Source organism: Haloarchaeobius sp. HME9146 (assembly GCF_025399835.1).
Classification (GTDB): domain Archaea; phylum Halobacteriota; class Halobacteria; order Halobacteriales; family Natrialbaceae; genus Haloarchaeobius.
The window spans coordinates 714,860-729,589 of the sequence record NZ_JAODVR010000001.1 but is presented as its reverse complement, the minus strand read 5'-3'; the positions used below and the strand labels follow the sequence as shown (position 1 = coordinate 729,589).

The following is a 14,730-nucleotide window of genomic DNA, read 5'->3' as shown; positions in this document are numbered from 1 at the left end:
ACATGTCTACGCAAGATACCCAAACCGAGACCGAGAACCTGACTCTCGTACAGGCCGTTCGTGACGGCCTGTATACCGAGATGAGCAACGACGACGACGTCATCGTCATGGGCGAAGACGTCGGCAAGAACGGCGGCGTGTTCCGCGCGACCGAAGGCCTCTACGACGAGTTCGGCGAGGACCGCGTCATCGACACGCCGCTGGCGGAGTCCGGCATCATCGGCACCGCCATCGGCATGGCCGCCTACGGCCTGAAGCCCGTCCCCGAGATCCAGTTCATGGGCTTCATCTACCCCGCCTTCGACCAGATCGTGAGCCACGCCGCCCGCCTGCGCACCCGCAGCCGCGGCCGGTTCACGTGTCCGATGGTCGTCCGCGCCCCCTACGGTGGCGGCATCCGCGCCCCGGAGCACCACTCCGAGTCGACCGAGGCGATGTTCGCCCACCAGCCCGGCCTGAAGGTCCAGATTCCGAGCACGCCGTACGACGCGAAGGGCATGCTCATCTCGGCCATCCGCGACCCCGACCCGGTCGTGTTCCTCGAGCCGAAGCTCATCTACCGCGCGTTCCGCGACCAGGTCCCGACCGGCGACTACGAGGTCCCGCTCGGTGAGGCCGCGGTCCGCCGCGAGGGCGCGGACATCTCCGTGTTCACGTGGGGTGCGATGACCCGGCCGACGATGGAAGCCGCCGAGGAGCTCGCGGAGGAGGACGGCATCGACGCCGAAGTCGTCGACATCCGCTCCATCTCCCCGCTCGACGAGGACACCATCGTCGAGTCCTTCAAGAAGACCGGTCGCGCCGCCGTCGTCCACGAGGCACCCAAGTCGGGTGGCCTCGGCGGCGAGATCGCGACCATCATCCAGGAGGAGGCGCTCCTCTACCAGGAGGCACCGGTCAAGCGCATCACCGGCTTCGACACGCCGTTCCCGCTCTACGCACTCGAGGACTACTACCTCCCCGAGCCGGCGCGCATCAAGAAGGGCATCCGCGAGGCGATGGACTTCTAAGATGGTACGAGAATTCAAGCTCCCCGACGTCGGCGAAGGCGTCGCAGAAGGCGAACTCGTGTCGTGGCTGGTCGAAGAAGGCGACACGGTCACCGAGGACCAGCCGGTCGCAGAGGTCGAGACGGACAAGGCGCTGGTCGAGGTGCCATCGCCGTACAACGGCACGGTCAAAGAACTCCGCGCCGAGGAAGGCGAGATGGTCCCCGTCGGCGACGTCATCATGGTCTACAACGTCGAAGGCGAGGACGACCTCGACGCCGTCGGCGCGGACGAACCGGCCGAAGCCGAGGCGGAAGGCGCGGCAGAAGCAGACGCCAGTGCCGGTGCCGAGGCCGAAGCCGAGACGCCCTCGGGTCGCGTGTTCGCACCCCCGAGCGCCCGGCGACTCGCCCGCGAACTCGACGTCGACATCAACGCGGTCTCGGGCACCGGCCCGTCGGGCCGCATCACCGAACAGGACGTCCGCGCCCATGCAGAGTCCGGCGGCGAGCCCGAACCCGCAGAGCCCGCGTCGGCAGAGGCAGGCGCAGCCGAGAGCGCGTCGGAGCCGGCGACCGCCGACTCCGGCAGTTCCGGTGGCCAGGCAGCCCAGACAATCCAGCGCGAGGCCGCCGACCGCGACAAGACGCTCGCGGCACCCGCGACCCGCAAACTCGCCGAGGAGAAGGGCGTCGACCTCAACGCCGTCCCCGCCACCGAGGAGCGCGAGGGCCAGGCGTTCGTCACGCCCGAGGCCGTCACGGAGTACGCCGAGGCCCAGCAGCAGGCCCAGCAGGCCGACGTCGCCGCACTCGCGGCCGGCGAGGACCGCCCGCGCGAGGAGCGCGTCCCGTACAAGGGCGTCCGCAAGGCCATCGGCGACCAGATGCAGAAGTCGAAGTACACCGCCCCGCACGTCACCCACCACGACGAGGTCGACGTGACCGGACTGGTCGAAGCCCGCAAGGAGCTCAAGCCCCACGCGGAGGAGAAGGACATCAAGCTGACGTACATGCCCTTCGCGATGAAGGCGGTCACCGCCGCCCTCAAGGAGTACCCGAAGCTCAACTCGTCGCTCGACGAGGAGAACGGCGAGATCGTCCAGAAGAACTACTACAACGTCGGCGTCGCCGCGGCGACCGACGCGGGCCTGATGGTCCCAGTCGTCAAGGACGCGGACAAGAAGGGCATGCTCCAGCTCTCCTCGGAGATGAACGAGCTGGTCGCGAAGGCCCGTGACCGCTCCATCGCGCTCGACGAGATGCAGGGCGGGACGTTCACCATCACGAACGTCGGCGTCATCGGCGGCGAGTACGCCACGCCCATCATCAACTACCCCGAGGTCGGCATCCTCGCACTGGGTGCCATCAAGAAGAAACCGCGCGTCGTCACCGACGAGAACGGCGAGGACAGCATCGAGATCCGCCACGTCATGACGCTCTCGCTCTCGTTCGACCACCGTATCGTCGACGGAGCGTACGCGGCACAGTTCACCAACAAGGTCAAGGAGTACCTCTCGAACCCCAAGCTCCTGCTACTCGAATAACATGGTCGTTGGAGACGTCACGACAGGAACGGACGTACTGGTAATCGGTGCCGGACCGGGCGGCTACGTCGCCGCCATCCGCGCCGGGCAACTCGGCCTCGACGTCACGCTCGTCGAGAAGGACGCCTTCGGTGGGGCCTGCCTGAACCGCGGGTGCATCCCGTCGAAGGCGATGATCACCGCCTCCTCGCTCGCCCACGACGCGGGCAGCGCCGAGGAGATGGGTATCCACGCCAACCCGGCCGTGGACCTCTCGCAGATGGTGAACTGGAAGGACGGCATCGTCGACCAGCTCACCGGCGGCGTCGAGAAGCTCTGCAAGGCCAACGGCGTCAACCTCGTCGAGGGCACGGCGGAGTTCGCCGGCAACGACAAGGTCCGCATCGTCCACAGCGGCGAGGGCCAGGGCTCCGAATCCATCGAGTTCGAGCACTGCATCGTCGCGACCGGCTCGCGGCCCATCCAGATTCCGGGCTTCGAGTTCGACGAGGAGCACGTGCTCTCCTCGAAGGGCGCGCTCGAACTGGAGGAGATTCCGGACGAACTCGTCGTCGTCGGCGCGGGCTACATCGGCATGGAGCTCGCGACCGTCTACGCGAAGCTCGGCACCGACGTCACGGTCGTCGAGATGCTCGACGACGTGCTCCCGCCGTACGAGGACGACATCTCGCGCATCGTCCGCAAGCACGCCGAGGACCTCGGTATCGACTTCCACTTCGGCTACTCCGCCTCCGGCTGGGAGGAGCGCGCCGACGGCCGCGGCATCACCGTCACCGCGAGCCCGGCGGCCACCGACGGCGGCCAGGCCGCCGAAGCCGAGGCCGAGGAACTCCAGCTCGACTGTGACAAGGTACTCGTCGCGGTCGGCCGCCAGCCCGTCACCGACACGGTGAACCTCGAAGCGGCAGGCGTCGAGACCGACGAGAAGGGCTTCATCCCGACGGACGACCGCGCCCGGTCGAACGTCGAGAACATCTTCGCCATCGGCGACGTGGCCGGCGAGCCGATGCTCGCCCACAAGGCCTCGAAGGAGGGCCAGGTCGCCGCCGAGTTCATCGCCGGCGAACCCGCCGCGCTCGACTACATGGCGATGCCCGCCGCGGTGTTCACCGACCCCGAAATCGGGACGGTGGGACTCACCAAGCAGCAGGCCGAGGAGGAGGGCTTCACCCCCGTCACGGGCAAGTTCCCCTTCCAGGCCAGCGGTCGAGCCCTCTCGACGGGCGAGACCGATGGCTTCGTCCGCGTCGTCGCCGACGAGGACTCGGGCTTCCTGCTCGGTGCACAGATCGTCGGCCCCGAGGCCAGCGAACTCGTCGCCGAACTCTCGCTCGCCGTCGAGATGGGTGCCACGCTCGAAGACGTGGCGGCGACGGTCCACACCCACCCGACGCTCGCCGAGGCCGTGATGGAGGCCGCCGAGAACGCGCTCGGCCACGCCATCCACACGCTGAACCGGTAACCGAATCCGTTTTCGCTTTCGCGTTCTCCGCCGCCGACCAAAGCCTGTTAGGCTACCTCTCAAAGGTCCCCGACCGCCAAGTCCACCATATGGCTCGCGGCTTCCGGCGCACCGACGAGGGTAAGTACGTCTTCACAGCGGACGGCGAACTTGTCGGCCGAATCGAGCGCGTCGAAGACGGGCAGGCGTTGGTCGATCTCGGCAAGGGCCACCCCGCCAGCCGGGTCCGGCACGCGATCGAGCAGAACCAGGGGGGAAAGTACGTCCTCGAACCGACCCACGTCGCCTCCTTCGACGGGCCCGACCGGTTGACGCTCCGGGCGATGCGGGCACCCGGCTCGCGCCAGACGTTATGACTGGGCTGACTGTGGCCCCGACGTGTTTTTCCGCGGGGCGGGTGTATCGCCAGCCATGACAGTCGTCACGCTGGGGCCCGCGGGCACGTACTCGCATCGTGCCGCCCGCGCGGTCGCCGAGGACGTGTCGTTCCGCGAATCGGTGACGAGCATCGTCGAGGCCGTCGCCGAGGGCGAGGCCGACCGCGGCGTCGTCCCCATCGAGAACAGTATCGAGGGCAGCGTCACGGAGACGCTCGACGCCCTCGCGAGCTACGAGGTCGCAGTCCTGCAGGAGGTCGTCACCCCCATCCGGCACGCGCTGCTCGCCCAGTCCGAGGAGTTCGACACGGTCTCCAGTCACCCGCAGGCGCTCGCGCAGTGCCGGGAGTACCTCGACGAGAACTACCCCGACGCGGCGCGCGTGCCCGCGGCGAGCACGGCCCAGGGCGTCGAAAACGCCCGCGAGGACGAGACCGTCGCGGCCATCGCCCACCCGGGAACTGCCGACGAGACCGTCAAGGTGCTCGCCTCGGACATCCAGGACCGCACCTCGAACGCGACCCGCTTCTTCGTCGTCGCCCCGCCGAGCGCGAGTTCGGAAGCCGGCGGCAAGTCCTCGTTCGTGGTGTACCCGAACACGAACTACCCGGGCCTGTTGCTCGAACTCCTGCAGCCGTTCGCGGACCGCGACATCAACCTGAGCCGCATCGAGTCCCGACCATCGGGCGAGCGCCTCGGCGACTACGTCTTCCACATCGACGTCGACGCCGGCCTGTACGAACAGCGCACGAAGGACGCCCTCTCGGTCATCGAGGACATCGCCGGCAACGGCTGGGTGCGGGTGCTCGGGTCGTACGACGTGCGGACAGTCCTGGAGTAACTCGGACTGGCGTCGCTCGGGGGTTCTCAGTCCTCCATGAGCGTCCACCTGGCTGCGTCCCTGAGTTCCTCGAGTCGTTCTCTGGCCGCCTCGGGGATGCTCGACTGGACGGCGGCCGTCAGCTGTGGTCGTGACCGCCACCCAGCACTTCCATACACATCTCGTTCAGCTCGGCGAGCTTCGACCGGGCGTCCGCCGGGAGTTCGGACTGTGGTTCCGCCAGGCCGGGCTGCCCGTCGGTTCCGGGGTCACCGACGATGACGCTCCCGATCATCCCCATCCCGTGGTGCGGGATGCAGTAGTAGTCGTACACGCCCGGCGTCTCGAACGTCTGCTCGAACGTCGCGCCGGACTCGGTGAGCGTTCCACTGTCCCAGCTCTCGGCAGCGTCGGGGATGCGCCGCGGCTGGTCGTTGTCGGGGGCGTACGCAGTCGTGGTGTGTGCACCGCTGGTGAGTTCGAACGTGACGGTACCACCCTGTTCGACCCAGACGACGTGGGGGTCGAAGTGCTGGCCCGAGTCGGTCGTCTTCATCGTGACCGTCGCGCTGTGAGAGGGCGATTCGGGGAGCGAACTCCCGTGGCCGTGTCCGTCGTCGTGTCCGGTCTCCGTCTCGTCGTGGTGGCCCGCCTCGTCGTGCTCGCTGTCCTCGTCGTGGTGGCCGGTCTCCGTCCCGTCGTGGTGGTCCGCCTCGTCGGCCGTCGTGTCCGTGCCAGTCCCGGCACCACCGCCACCGACACAGCCAGCCAGCGCGAGTAGCGACGCACTGCCGGCTGCTTTCAGCACGGTTCGTCGCGTCCGGGAATCGCTTGGGTCTACCATATTCGGGGCACCTCTACCTGGGTGTACGAGACGGGGGAAAAAGCAACCGTCGCCGTTTTGCTCGTGGTGCGAAACGCCCGTTCTTTTAAGTGCTGTTCGCCGAATCCTCGGACGTGGCCGACGAGCAGGACGCCGACGCGGTCCTCTCGCTGCTCGGTGACGAGTACGTCCGCGAGATACTGGCCGCGGCGAGCCGTGAACCGCACTCCGCCAGCGACCTCAGCGAGGTGTGTGACGCCTCGCTGTCGACCGTCTACCGGCGTGTCGACGACCTGCTGGAACACGGCCTGCTCGTCGAATCGACGCGAATCGACGCCGATGGGACCCACGTCAGCGTCTACGAGACAGCCGTCGAGGGCTTCCACGTCGGGCTGGCAGACGGGGAGTTACGGATCGACCTCGACCTGCTCGACGACCCGGCACAGCGGTTCGCACAGATCTGGGAGGGTATCAAGAACTCGTAACCATGCACATCGAACTCGTCATCGCGAAACTCATCACTCTGGTGCTCGGTCTGCTCATCGCCTACCAGGCGTTCCGGGGATATCAGACACACCGGAGTGCCCCGATGCTGTACGTGGCTATCGGGTTCGCCATCATCAGCATCGGCGCTGTTATCGAGGGCGTCCTCTTCGACGTGGTGGGCTGGTCGATCTTCCTCGCGGGGCTGGTCCAGACACTCGTCGTCGCCATCGGGATGCTGTTCGTACTCTACTCGCTGTACGGGAACACCTCGTTCTGAAAAGTGCGGCGCGACACGTCGGTGGTTTGACGTGCGGCCGGAATGAGCAGCGGGGCGGCTGGCCAACTCCCCCTTCCTGTCGGCTGTCGCCGCCTATCCATGCATACGGAGTGCGGAGATATGTACGTATCGGGGTAGTGCAGGCTGCTGAACACGCATTTCCCTGAATACTTCAAACCCACACGACAGGGGCCCGGAGGGAGTCGATTTTAAGGTATCAGCGGCCGTATCAGTCGCCTGTGATGCGACGAAATCCGTTCGACGAGATCGAGGAGATGTTCGACCGCATGGGTCGCCAGTTCGAACAGACCGGGATGACATCGCTGGAGACGGTCCCCATCGACATGCAGGACCACGGCGACGAGTACGAGGTCATCGCCGACCTGCCAGGGTTCGACAGCGACGACATCGACCTGACGTTCTCGGAGGGCACGCTCCACCTCGACGCCTCTCGCGAGGAGGAGACCGAGGAGGAAGACGAGGGTCGCTACATCCACCGGGAGCGCCGCGAATCCGTGAGTCGCAGCGTCCGGATTCCGGAGGCGGTCGACGAGGACGCCATCACCGCGTCGTACAACAACGGCGCGCTGACGGTTCGGCTGCCGAAGGAGGAGGCAGCTGGAGACGAGGGCCACACCATCGACATCAACTGATACCGGCCGTCTTCGATATTTCTCGTTCGGGCAAGTTCTATCATCCAGCGACAACGCTCGGGAGTGGTGCTGGTGGTGACGAGCATGTGACTTGCGCCGATGGCAGTGGAGACCGCCCCGCACAGCACCACGACCGCACCACACCCTCCCCAGCCGATTGTGATGCTCGGCTTCGCCTGCGCTTCTCATCCCTCGCGCGCTTTCGTCGGCAGCCCTCGCTTTCGCTCGGAGCGCCGACACCGCGCGCCAGATAGAAAACTCGGCAGAAAACAGAAAGCCGCTACTCCGGCTTCAGTCCTCGTGGACCTGAATCGCGGGGCGGCCCGGACGAGCCTTCTTCGCCACGCCGTCGTCGGCTTCCTCGGCAGCGAGCACCTGCACCGGGACGCCGAACTCGTCCTCGACGAGCCAGGTCGCACGTTCCAGGGCCTCGCGCTCGCGCTCGGGCGGGAGCGCCTCGGAGAGGCCGGGGTGTTCGGCGGCGAGGTCCTTCGCGAAGTCGGCGGCCGCGGAGCCCTGCTGGCGGAGTTCTTCATCGCGCATCACGGAGCCGACAACGTCGTCGTCGGCGTCGATGGCGAGTTCGAGGGCGCGGTGCTTCCACTGCGGCGCGACGACCACGTCGATGCCGGTGGGGTCCTCGATGCCGGCCACGTCGATGATCTGGCGGACGTCCTCGCGGGTGTTCTCGACCAGGGTGCGCTCGCGCTCGTGGTCGGTCACGTCGCTCTCGGGGGCGGGCCAGTCGGCGGTGGCGACGAAGTCCGAATCCTCGCCGGCGAGTTCGGTCCAGGCTTCCTCGCAGACGTGGGGTGCGATGGGCGCGAGCATCGTGACGGCGGCCTCGACGCCGCGGGCGACCACGCCGGGGTCGGCGTCGTCGCGCCCGCGGTAGCGGACCAGCAGCGTGACGAGTTCGTCTATCTCGCGGGCTGCGAGGTTGAACTGCATCTCGTCGAAGTGGGTCGCGGCGGCCGCGATGGTCGCGTCGGTCTCACGGGAGACGTACGCCGCGGCGGGCGAGTCCGTGCTGGGCGTGGCGTCGAGGTCGACGTCCTCGGCCAGCCGGTAGAGGCGCTGGAGGAACTCGTGGCTGGAGCGGACGCCCTCCTCGCTCCACGGGAAGTCCTTGTCCGGGCGGGCCGCGCGCAGGACGAACAGGCGGGCGGTGTCCGCGCCGTACTCCTCGACGATGCGCTCGGGGGAGACGCCGTTGCCCTTCGACTTGGACATCTTCGCGCCGTCCTCGCCGAGGACCATCCCCTGCGTGACGAGGGTGTGGAACGGTTCGCGGTGGTCGAGCAGGTCGAGGTCGGCGAGCGCCTTCGTGACGAACCGGGAGTAGAGCAGGTGCATCACGGCGTGCTCGATGCCGCCGACGTACTCGTCGACCGGCATCCAGTCGTTCGCGCGCTCGACGTCGAAGGGAGCATCCTCCATGTCGGGCGCGATGAAGCGCAGGAAGTACCACGAGGAGTCGACGAAGGTGTCCATCGTGTCCGTCTCTCGCACCGCGTCGCCGCCACACTCGGGACAGTCGGTGTGCTTCCACTCCTCGGCGGCGTCCAGCGGGTTCCCCGTCGTGTGGACGAACTCGGGGAGTTCGACCGGCAGGTCCTCGTCGGGGACCGACACCGGGCCACACTCGTCACAGTGGACGATGGGAATCGGGGTGCCCCAGTAGCGCTGGCGGGAGACGCCCCAGTCTCGGAGCTGGTACTGGACCGCGGACTTGGCGCCGGGCAGGTCCTCGGTCAGGGCCTCGCGGGCCTCGGCGCTGGACAGGCCGTCGTACTCGCCGGAGTTGACGAGCACGCCGTCCTCGGTGTAGGCAGCGTCGTCGATGTCGACCTCGTCCGCCGCGTCGTCCGCAGGCGCGACGACCTGCGTGATGTCGATGTCGTGGGACTGCGCGAAGGCGTGGTCGCGCTCGTCGTGGGCCGGGACGGCCATCAGCGCGCCCGTCCCCACGTCGCTCAGGACGAAGTCGGCGACGTACACCGGCAGGTCCTCGCCGGTCGCGGGGTTCTCGGCCACGAGGTCGGTCTTCACACCCTGGGGCTCGTCGCCCTCGGGGTCCGCCACTTCGTCGACGAAGTGGGCCACGTCGTCGTCGCGCTCGGCGGCGGCCTCGGCCAGCGGGTGGTCCGGGGCCAGCGCGAAGTAGGTCGCGCCGTGGATGGTGTCCAGCCGGGTGGTGAACGCGGTCACGTCCTCGTCGCCCTCTGGCGTCTTGATGGTGAACGGAATCTCCGCACCCTCGGTGCGGCCGATCCAGTTGCGCTGCATGTCCCGGACGTTCGTCGGCCACCCGTCGAGGTCGTCGATGGCGTCGAGCAGCTCGTCGGCGTACTCGGTGATGCGGAAGAACCACTGGTCGAGTTCGCGCTCGCCGACGGGGGTGTCACACCGCCAGCAGCGTTCGTCGTCACCCTCGACCTGTTCGTCCGCCAGCACCGTCTCACAGGAGGGACACCAGTTCACCTCGCTGGCCTTCTGCTCGACCAGACCCGCGTCCTTGAACCGGGAGAACATCCACTGGTTCCAGCGGTAGTAGTCCGGGTCGCAGGTCTTGACCTCGCGCTCCCAGTCGTAGCCGAAGCCCAGCGACTCGAACTGGTCGCGCATCTGCTCGATGCAGCGCTCGGTCCACTCGCGGGGGTTGGTGTCGCGCTCGTTCGCCGCGTTCTCCGCGGGGAGGCCGAAGGAGTCCCAGCCCATCGGGTGGAGCACGTCCTCGCCCTGGAGGCGCTGGTAGCGGGCGTAGGCGTCCGTGATGGCGTAGTTCCGCACGTGGCCCATGTGGAGCTGGCCGGACGTGTACGGGAACATCGCCAGGACGTACTGCGGGTCGGTCGCGTCGTCCTCGACGCGGAACACGTCCGCGTCGTCCCATGCATCCTGCCATCGTGGCTCGATTCGTGTGTGGTCGAACCCCTGCTGTCGCTGCATAGATATCTCGTTGCCTGAGCCGACGATACGCAGCGTGAAAGGCTTTTCAATCCGACAGCGTGGGAGTGGCCGACTCCCGGCGATTCTGCCCGGATACCGAGCCGTCCCCACCCCCCGCCGCCTGCCTTTTTATCGTCTCCACGCGAATCGAAGGGTATGGAGTACGTCCCCGAGACACTCGAACAGCGGTGGCGCGAGCGGTGGGCCGAGGCGGGCCGGTACGAGGCCACACCCGACCCCGATTCGGACGCCGAGCCGACCTTCGTCACGGTCCCGTACCCGTACCCGAGCGGCGGGATGCACATCGGGCACGCCCGAACCTACACCGTCCCGGACGTCTATGCCCGGTATCGCCGCCAGCAGGGCGACAACGTGCTGTTCCCCATCGCGTGGCACGTCACGGGGACGCCGATCATCGGGGCGGTCGAGCGCCTGAAGAAGGGCGAAGCGAAACAACTCGACGTCCTCACGAACACCTACAACGTCGACGAGGCGACCCTCGAGGACCTGGAGACGCCGATGGGGTTCGCCCGGCACTTCATCGAGGAGCACTACAAGACGGGGATGCAGCAACTCGGGCTCTCCATCGACTGGCGGCGGGAGTTCACCACGAACGACGAGCGCTACTCGAAGTTCATCACGTGGCAGTACGAGACCCTGCGCGACCGGGGACTGCTGGAGAAGGGACTGCACCCGGTCAAGTACTGCACAGAGGAGCGCCAGCCGGTGACGACCCACGACCTGCTCGAAGGTGAAGAGGCCGAGTTCCAGGAGTACACCCTCGTCAAGTTCGGCGCGGAGATGGACGACGCGGACGTGACCGTGCCGATGGCGACCCTGCGCCCGGAGACGGTTCGCGGGGTGACCAACGCCTTCGTCGACCCCGACGCCGACTACGTGGTCGCCGAGGTGGACGACGAGTTCTGGTTCGTCTCGCAGACCGCCGCCGAGAAACTCGACCTCCAGGGCCACGAGGTCGAGGTCCGGTACGAGTACTCGGGGACCGATTTAGTGGGCAAACACGTCGAGAACCCGGTCACGGGCGACGACGTGCTGGTCCTTCCCGCGAGCTTCGTGGATGCCGGCAACGCCACCGGGGTCGTGATGTCCGTTCCGGCACACTCCCCGGACGACTACCTCGCACTGCAGGAGGCGAAGGAGGCGGCCGCAGCCGGGGAGATGGCCGAGTACGGCATCGACGCCGACGAAGTTGCGGGCATCGAGCCCGTGCCAATCCTCGACATCGAGGGCTACGGCGAGATTCCCGCGAAGTCGGCGGTCGAGGAGGCCGGAATCACCGACAGCCAGGACCCCGACCTCAAGAACGTCACGCAGGACCTCTACAACGCCGAGTTCCACTCCGGGACGCTGCTTGAGGAGTACGGGAAATTCGCCGGGAAGGTCGTCGAGGACGTTCGCGACCGGTTCAAGCAAGAATATCTGGGCGACGCGTTCGCCACCATGCAGGAGTTCTCCGAGGAGGTCGTCTGTCGCTGCGGCGGCGACGTGGAGGTCGCCAAGCAGGAGACGTGGTTCCTGCGCTACAACGACGAGGACTGGAAACGCAAGGCCCACGAGGCCGTCGCAGGGCTGGACGCCATCCCGGAGAACACCCGCGAGCGGTACGACCGCACCATCGACTGGCTGAACGAGTGGCCCTGCATCCGTAACTACGGCCTGGGTACTCGACTGCCCTGGGACCCCGACTTCGTCATCGAGCCGCTGTCGGACTCGACCATCTACATGGCGTACTACACCATCGCCCACCGGCTGGACGACGTGCCGGTCGAGGAGATGGACCACGCGTTCTTCGACACCCTGTTCTACGGGCCCCAGAACGTCGACGACCCGCACCCGACCGCCCTCGAACTCCGCGAGGAGTGGGAGTACTGGTACCCGGTCGACTACCGGTGTTCGGGCAACGACCTCGTCACCAACCACCTGACGTTCTACCTGTTCCACCACGCCGAGCTGTTCGAGTCCTCGAAGTGGCCACAGGGCATCACCGTCATGGGGATGGGCCTGCTTGAGGGCGAGAAGATGTCCTCCTCGAAGGGCCACGTCGTCCTGCCGGGCGAGGCCATCGAGAAGTACGGCGCGGACACCGTCCGGTTCTTCCTGATGAACTCGGCCGAGCCGTGGCAGGACTACGACTGGCGCGCCGAGCAGGTCTCCAGTACCAGGGACCAGCTCGACCGCTTCTGGCGACGGGCCCAGGATGTCATCCAGAGCACGGAGGGCGAGCGCGACCTCGACCAGATAGACCGCTGGCTCCTCTCCAGATTGCAGGACACCGTCGCGACCGTCACCGAGGCGATGGACCGCTTCGAGACGCGGACCGCCTCGCAGGCCGCGTTCTACAACTTCGAGGAGGACCTGCGCTGGTACCGCCGCCGAACCGATACGGCCAGGGCGGGCGCGAAGTGGACCCTGCGCAAGGTCCTCGAAACCCGTCTGCGCCTGCTCGCCCCGTTCGTCCCGTTCCTGGCGAACGAACTCCACGAGCAACTGACCGGGACGCCCGCCGAAGACGCCCCCTGGCCCGAGGTCGACGAATCGCTGCGGAGCCCGCAGGACATGGCCGCCGAGAGCCTGGTCGAGCGCCTGACCGAGGACATCAAGGGCATCCAGAAGTCGCTCCAGAACGCCGCCGAGGAGGTGCCCGAGGCCGACCCCGACGTGGTCCGGGTGACGGTCGCCGCCGACTGGAAGCACGACGTGTTCGGGACCGTCCACGAGGTCGGCCCGGACCAGGGGGCCGTGATGAGCGAGGTGATGAGCGACACCACCCTGCGCGAGAAGGGCAACGCGGTGAACGACCTGGTACAGGACCTCGTCGACCTCGTCCGCGAGACCGACGACGACCGCCTCGTGGAGCTGGCGACCCTCGACGAGGCCGACGTGTACGAGGACGCCGCCGGTTTCCTCGGGCGGGAGTTCGACGCCGAGGTCGTCGTCGAGACCGAGGCCGACGACGCCGACACCGGCGCGACCCCGTTCCGGCCGAGCATCGACCTCGAGGCGAACTGACCGGGCTGGCTCCGGCCAGCACACCCTAACGGGTGCTTGCTTATTCGTCGGTAGCCCCTATGAGGTGTATGGCTACAGCAGAACCGGAGGAACAGCAGCCGTCGACAGCCAAGAAGGCACTCAGGACGGTGACGAAACTGCCGGGTGGCCACCCCAACGAACAGATGTCGGCCGTCGGCCTCGTCATGTTCGGCCTCCTGCTGGTCATCATGCTCCCCATCCTCCCGGTCATCGCGCTCGTCTGGCTCGTCGGGAAGGTGCTGGAGTCGGTGCGACCGAAGTAGAAGGGACGGGCAGCCGGTCAGTTCCCGAGGCCGAGCAGGTCGAACGGCGTCCCGTTGTCGTTCTCGTCGGCGTGTTCGTAGACGACGTGAGCGGTCGCCACGTCCTGGATGGCGAGGCCGGTCGAGTCGAAGACGGTGACGCCGTCGTCGGCGGTGCGCCCCTCGATTTTGCCGGTGACTATCTGGCCGATCTCGCCGTAGATGTCGTCGTCACCGAGGACGCCCGCGTGGAACGGGACGTTGATCTCGCCTGAGTGGGTCGTCTGGTCGTAATCGTCGATTACCAGCTTCGCGTTCAGGAGCACCTCGTCGGTGAGCTCGTGCTTGCCCTCGGCGTCGGCACCCATCGCGTTCACGTGGGTGTGCTCGCCGAGGTCCTCGGCGGAGACGATGGGGTCCTCGACGGGGGTCACGGTCGAGAGCACGTCGCAATGACCGGCCTCCGAGATGGACCCCGCGCGCACGTCGAACTCGTCCTCGTACCGGTCGATGAACTTCTGGACCGCTTCCTCGTTCACGTCGGCGACGACGACCTCCTCGATGTCGCGGACCTGGCTGATGGCGTCGAGCTGTGTGTAGGACTGGACACCTGCCCCGACGATACCCAGCGAGGACGCGTCCTCGACGGCGAGGTGGTCGGTCGCGACCGCCGCGGCTGCACCGGTCCGCTTCATCGTGAGTTCGGTCCCGTCCATGATGGCCAGCGGGAAGGCGGTCTCGGGGTCGGAGTAGATCATCGTCCCCATGACCGTGGGCAGGTCGTGTTCCTGCGGGTTGTTCGGGTGGACGTTGACCCACTTGATGCCCGCCGCCGCCCAGTCCGCTGCTTGCATGTAGGCGGGCATCGACCGGAAGTCGCCATCGTACTGCGGGAGGTCGATGTAGGATTTGGCCGGCATCTGGGCGTCGCCGCGCTCGTAGGCGGCGAACGCCTCTTCGACGGCACGGATGACGTCGGGCATCTGTGCGTTCTCGTCGACGTCCTCGCTGCTCAGGAGGAGTGTCTGCATTATGCCGCAAATATCGCCGGT

The 14,730-nt window shown here is 67.2% G+C and carries 13 protein-coding genes; 10 read left to right on the top strand and 3 right to left on the bottom strand.

Annotation, left to right across the window (positions count from 1 at the left end; all coding sequences use genetic code 11):
* The first annotated feature begins 2 nt into the window (after positions 1 to 2).
* From N6C22_RS03780 to pheA, 5 genes are all read left to right on the top strand, one after another.
* Positions 3 to 1,010: an alpha-ketoacid dehydrogenase subunit beta gene (locus N6C22_RS03780; protein ID WP_261649496.1), complete on the top strand. Its 1,008-nt coding sequence runs from the start codon at positions 3 to 5 to the stop codon at positions 1,008 to 1,010.
* A gap of 1 nt (position 1,011) precedes the next feature.
* A complete protein-coding gene (locus N6C22_RS03775) occupies positions 1,012 to 2,535 on the top strand; it encodes a 2-oxo acid dehydrogenase subunit E2 (RefSeq protein WP_261649494.1) in 1,524 nt (507 codons plus the stop codon).
* A gap of 1 nt (position 2,536) precedes the next feature.
* Positions 2,537 to 3,997, top strand: a complete 1,461-nt coding sequence (gene lpdA, locus N6C22_RS03770) for a dihydrolipoyl dehydrogenase (RefSeq protein WP_261649493.1) — start codon at positions 2,537 to 2,539, stop codon at positions 3,995 to 3,997.
* A gap of 89 nt (positions 3,998 to 4,086) precedes the next feature.
* The gene (locus N6C22_RS03765; protein WP_261649492.1) at positions 4,087 to 4,353 is read left to right on the top strand and encodes a hypothetical protein; all 267 of its coding nucleotides are present in this window, start codon (positions 4,087 to 4,089) and stop codon (positions 4,351 to 4,353) included.
* Positions 4,354 to 4,408: 55 nt separating this feature from the next.
* Positions 4,409 to 5,215, top strand: coding sequence for a prephenate dehydratase (gene pheA / locus N6C22_RS03760; RefSeq protein WP_261649491.1), 807 nt, complete (start codon positions 4,409 to 4,411; stop codon positions 5,213 to 5,215).
* Positions 5,216 to 5,333: 118 nt separating this feature from the next.
* Here the strand turns inward: pheA and N6C22_RS03755 are convergent, their stop codons facing one another.
* The gene (locus N6C22_RS03755; RefSeq protein ID WP_261649490.1) at positions 5,334 to 6,038 is read right to left on the bottom strand and encodes a plastocyanin/azurin family copper-binding protein; all 705 of its coding nucleotides are present in this window, start codon (positions 6,036 to 6,038) and stop codon (positions 5,334 to 5,336) included.
* Between the two features lie 89 nt (positions 6,039 to 6,127).
* Here N6C22_RS03755 and N6C22_RS03750 point away from each other — a divergent pair, with 89 nt between their 5' ends.
* The 3 genes from N6C22_RS03750 (at position 6,128) to N6C22_RS03740 (ending at position 7,433) form a co-directional block, all read left to right on the top strand.
* Positions 6,128 to 6,502, top strand: a complete 375-nt coding sequence (locus N6C22_RS03750) for a helix-turn-helix domain-containing protein (RefSeq protein ID WP_261649489.1) — start codon at positions 6,128 to 6,130, stop codon at positions 6,500 to 6,502.
* 2 nt (positions 6,503 to 6,504) lie between these two features.
* Entirely contained in the window at positions 6,505 to 6,780 is a 276-nt protein-coding gene (locus tag N6C22_RS03745) for a hypothetical protein (protein WP_261649488.1), read from the top strand.
* 242 nt (positions 6,781 to 7,022) lie between these two features.
* On the top strand, positions 7,023 to 7,433 hold the full coding sequence (locus tag N6C22_RS03740; RefSeq protein ID WP_261649486.1) for an Hsp20/alpha crystallin family protein: 411 nt from the start codon (positions 7,023 to 7,025) through the stop codon (positions 7,431 to 7,433).
* Positions 7,434 to 7,724: 291 nt separating this feature from the next.
* On the opposite strand, the gene leuS (N6C22_RS03735) is transcribed toward N6C22_RS03740, so the two are convergent.
* Positions 7,725 to 10,385, bottom strand: a complete 2,661-nt coding sequence (leuS, locus tag N6C22_RS03735) for a leucine--tRNA ligase (protein WP_261649484.1) — start codon at positions 10,383 to 10,385, stop codon at positions 7,725 to 7,727.
* A 156-nt stretch (positions 10,386 to 10,541) separates the two neighbouring features.
* On the opposite strand from leuS (N6C22_RS03735), the gene leuS (N6C22_RS03730) reads away from it, so the two are divergent.
* Complete coding sequence (gene leuS, locus N6C22_RS03730; RefSeq protein WP_261649482.1) at positions 10,542 to 13,415, top strand: leucine--tRNA ligase; 2,874 nt, start codon at positions 10,542 to 10,544, stop codon at positions 13,413 to 13,415.
* 68 nt (positions 13,416 to 13,483) lie between these two features.
* Positions 13,484 to 13,699, top strand: a complete 216-nt coding sequence (locus tag N6C22_RS03725; protein ID WP_261649480.1) for a hypothetical protein — start codon at positions 13,484 to 13,486, stop codon at positions 13,697 to 13,699.
* 17 nt (positions 13,700 to 13,716) lie between these two features.
* Here N6C22_RS03725 and N6C22_RS03720 read toward each other — a convergent pair whose 3' ends face one another.
* A complete protein-coding gene (locus N6C22_RS03720) occupies positions 13,717 to 14,709 on the bottom strand; it encodes an ornithine cyclodeaminase family protein (protein WP_261649479.1) in 993 nt (330 codons plus the stop codon).
* Positions 14,710 to 14,730: the final 21 nt, after the last annotated feature.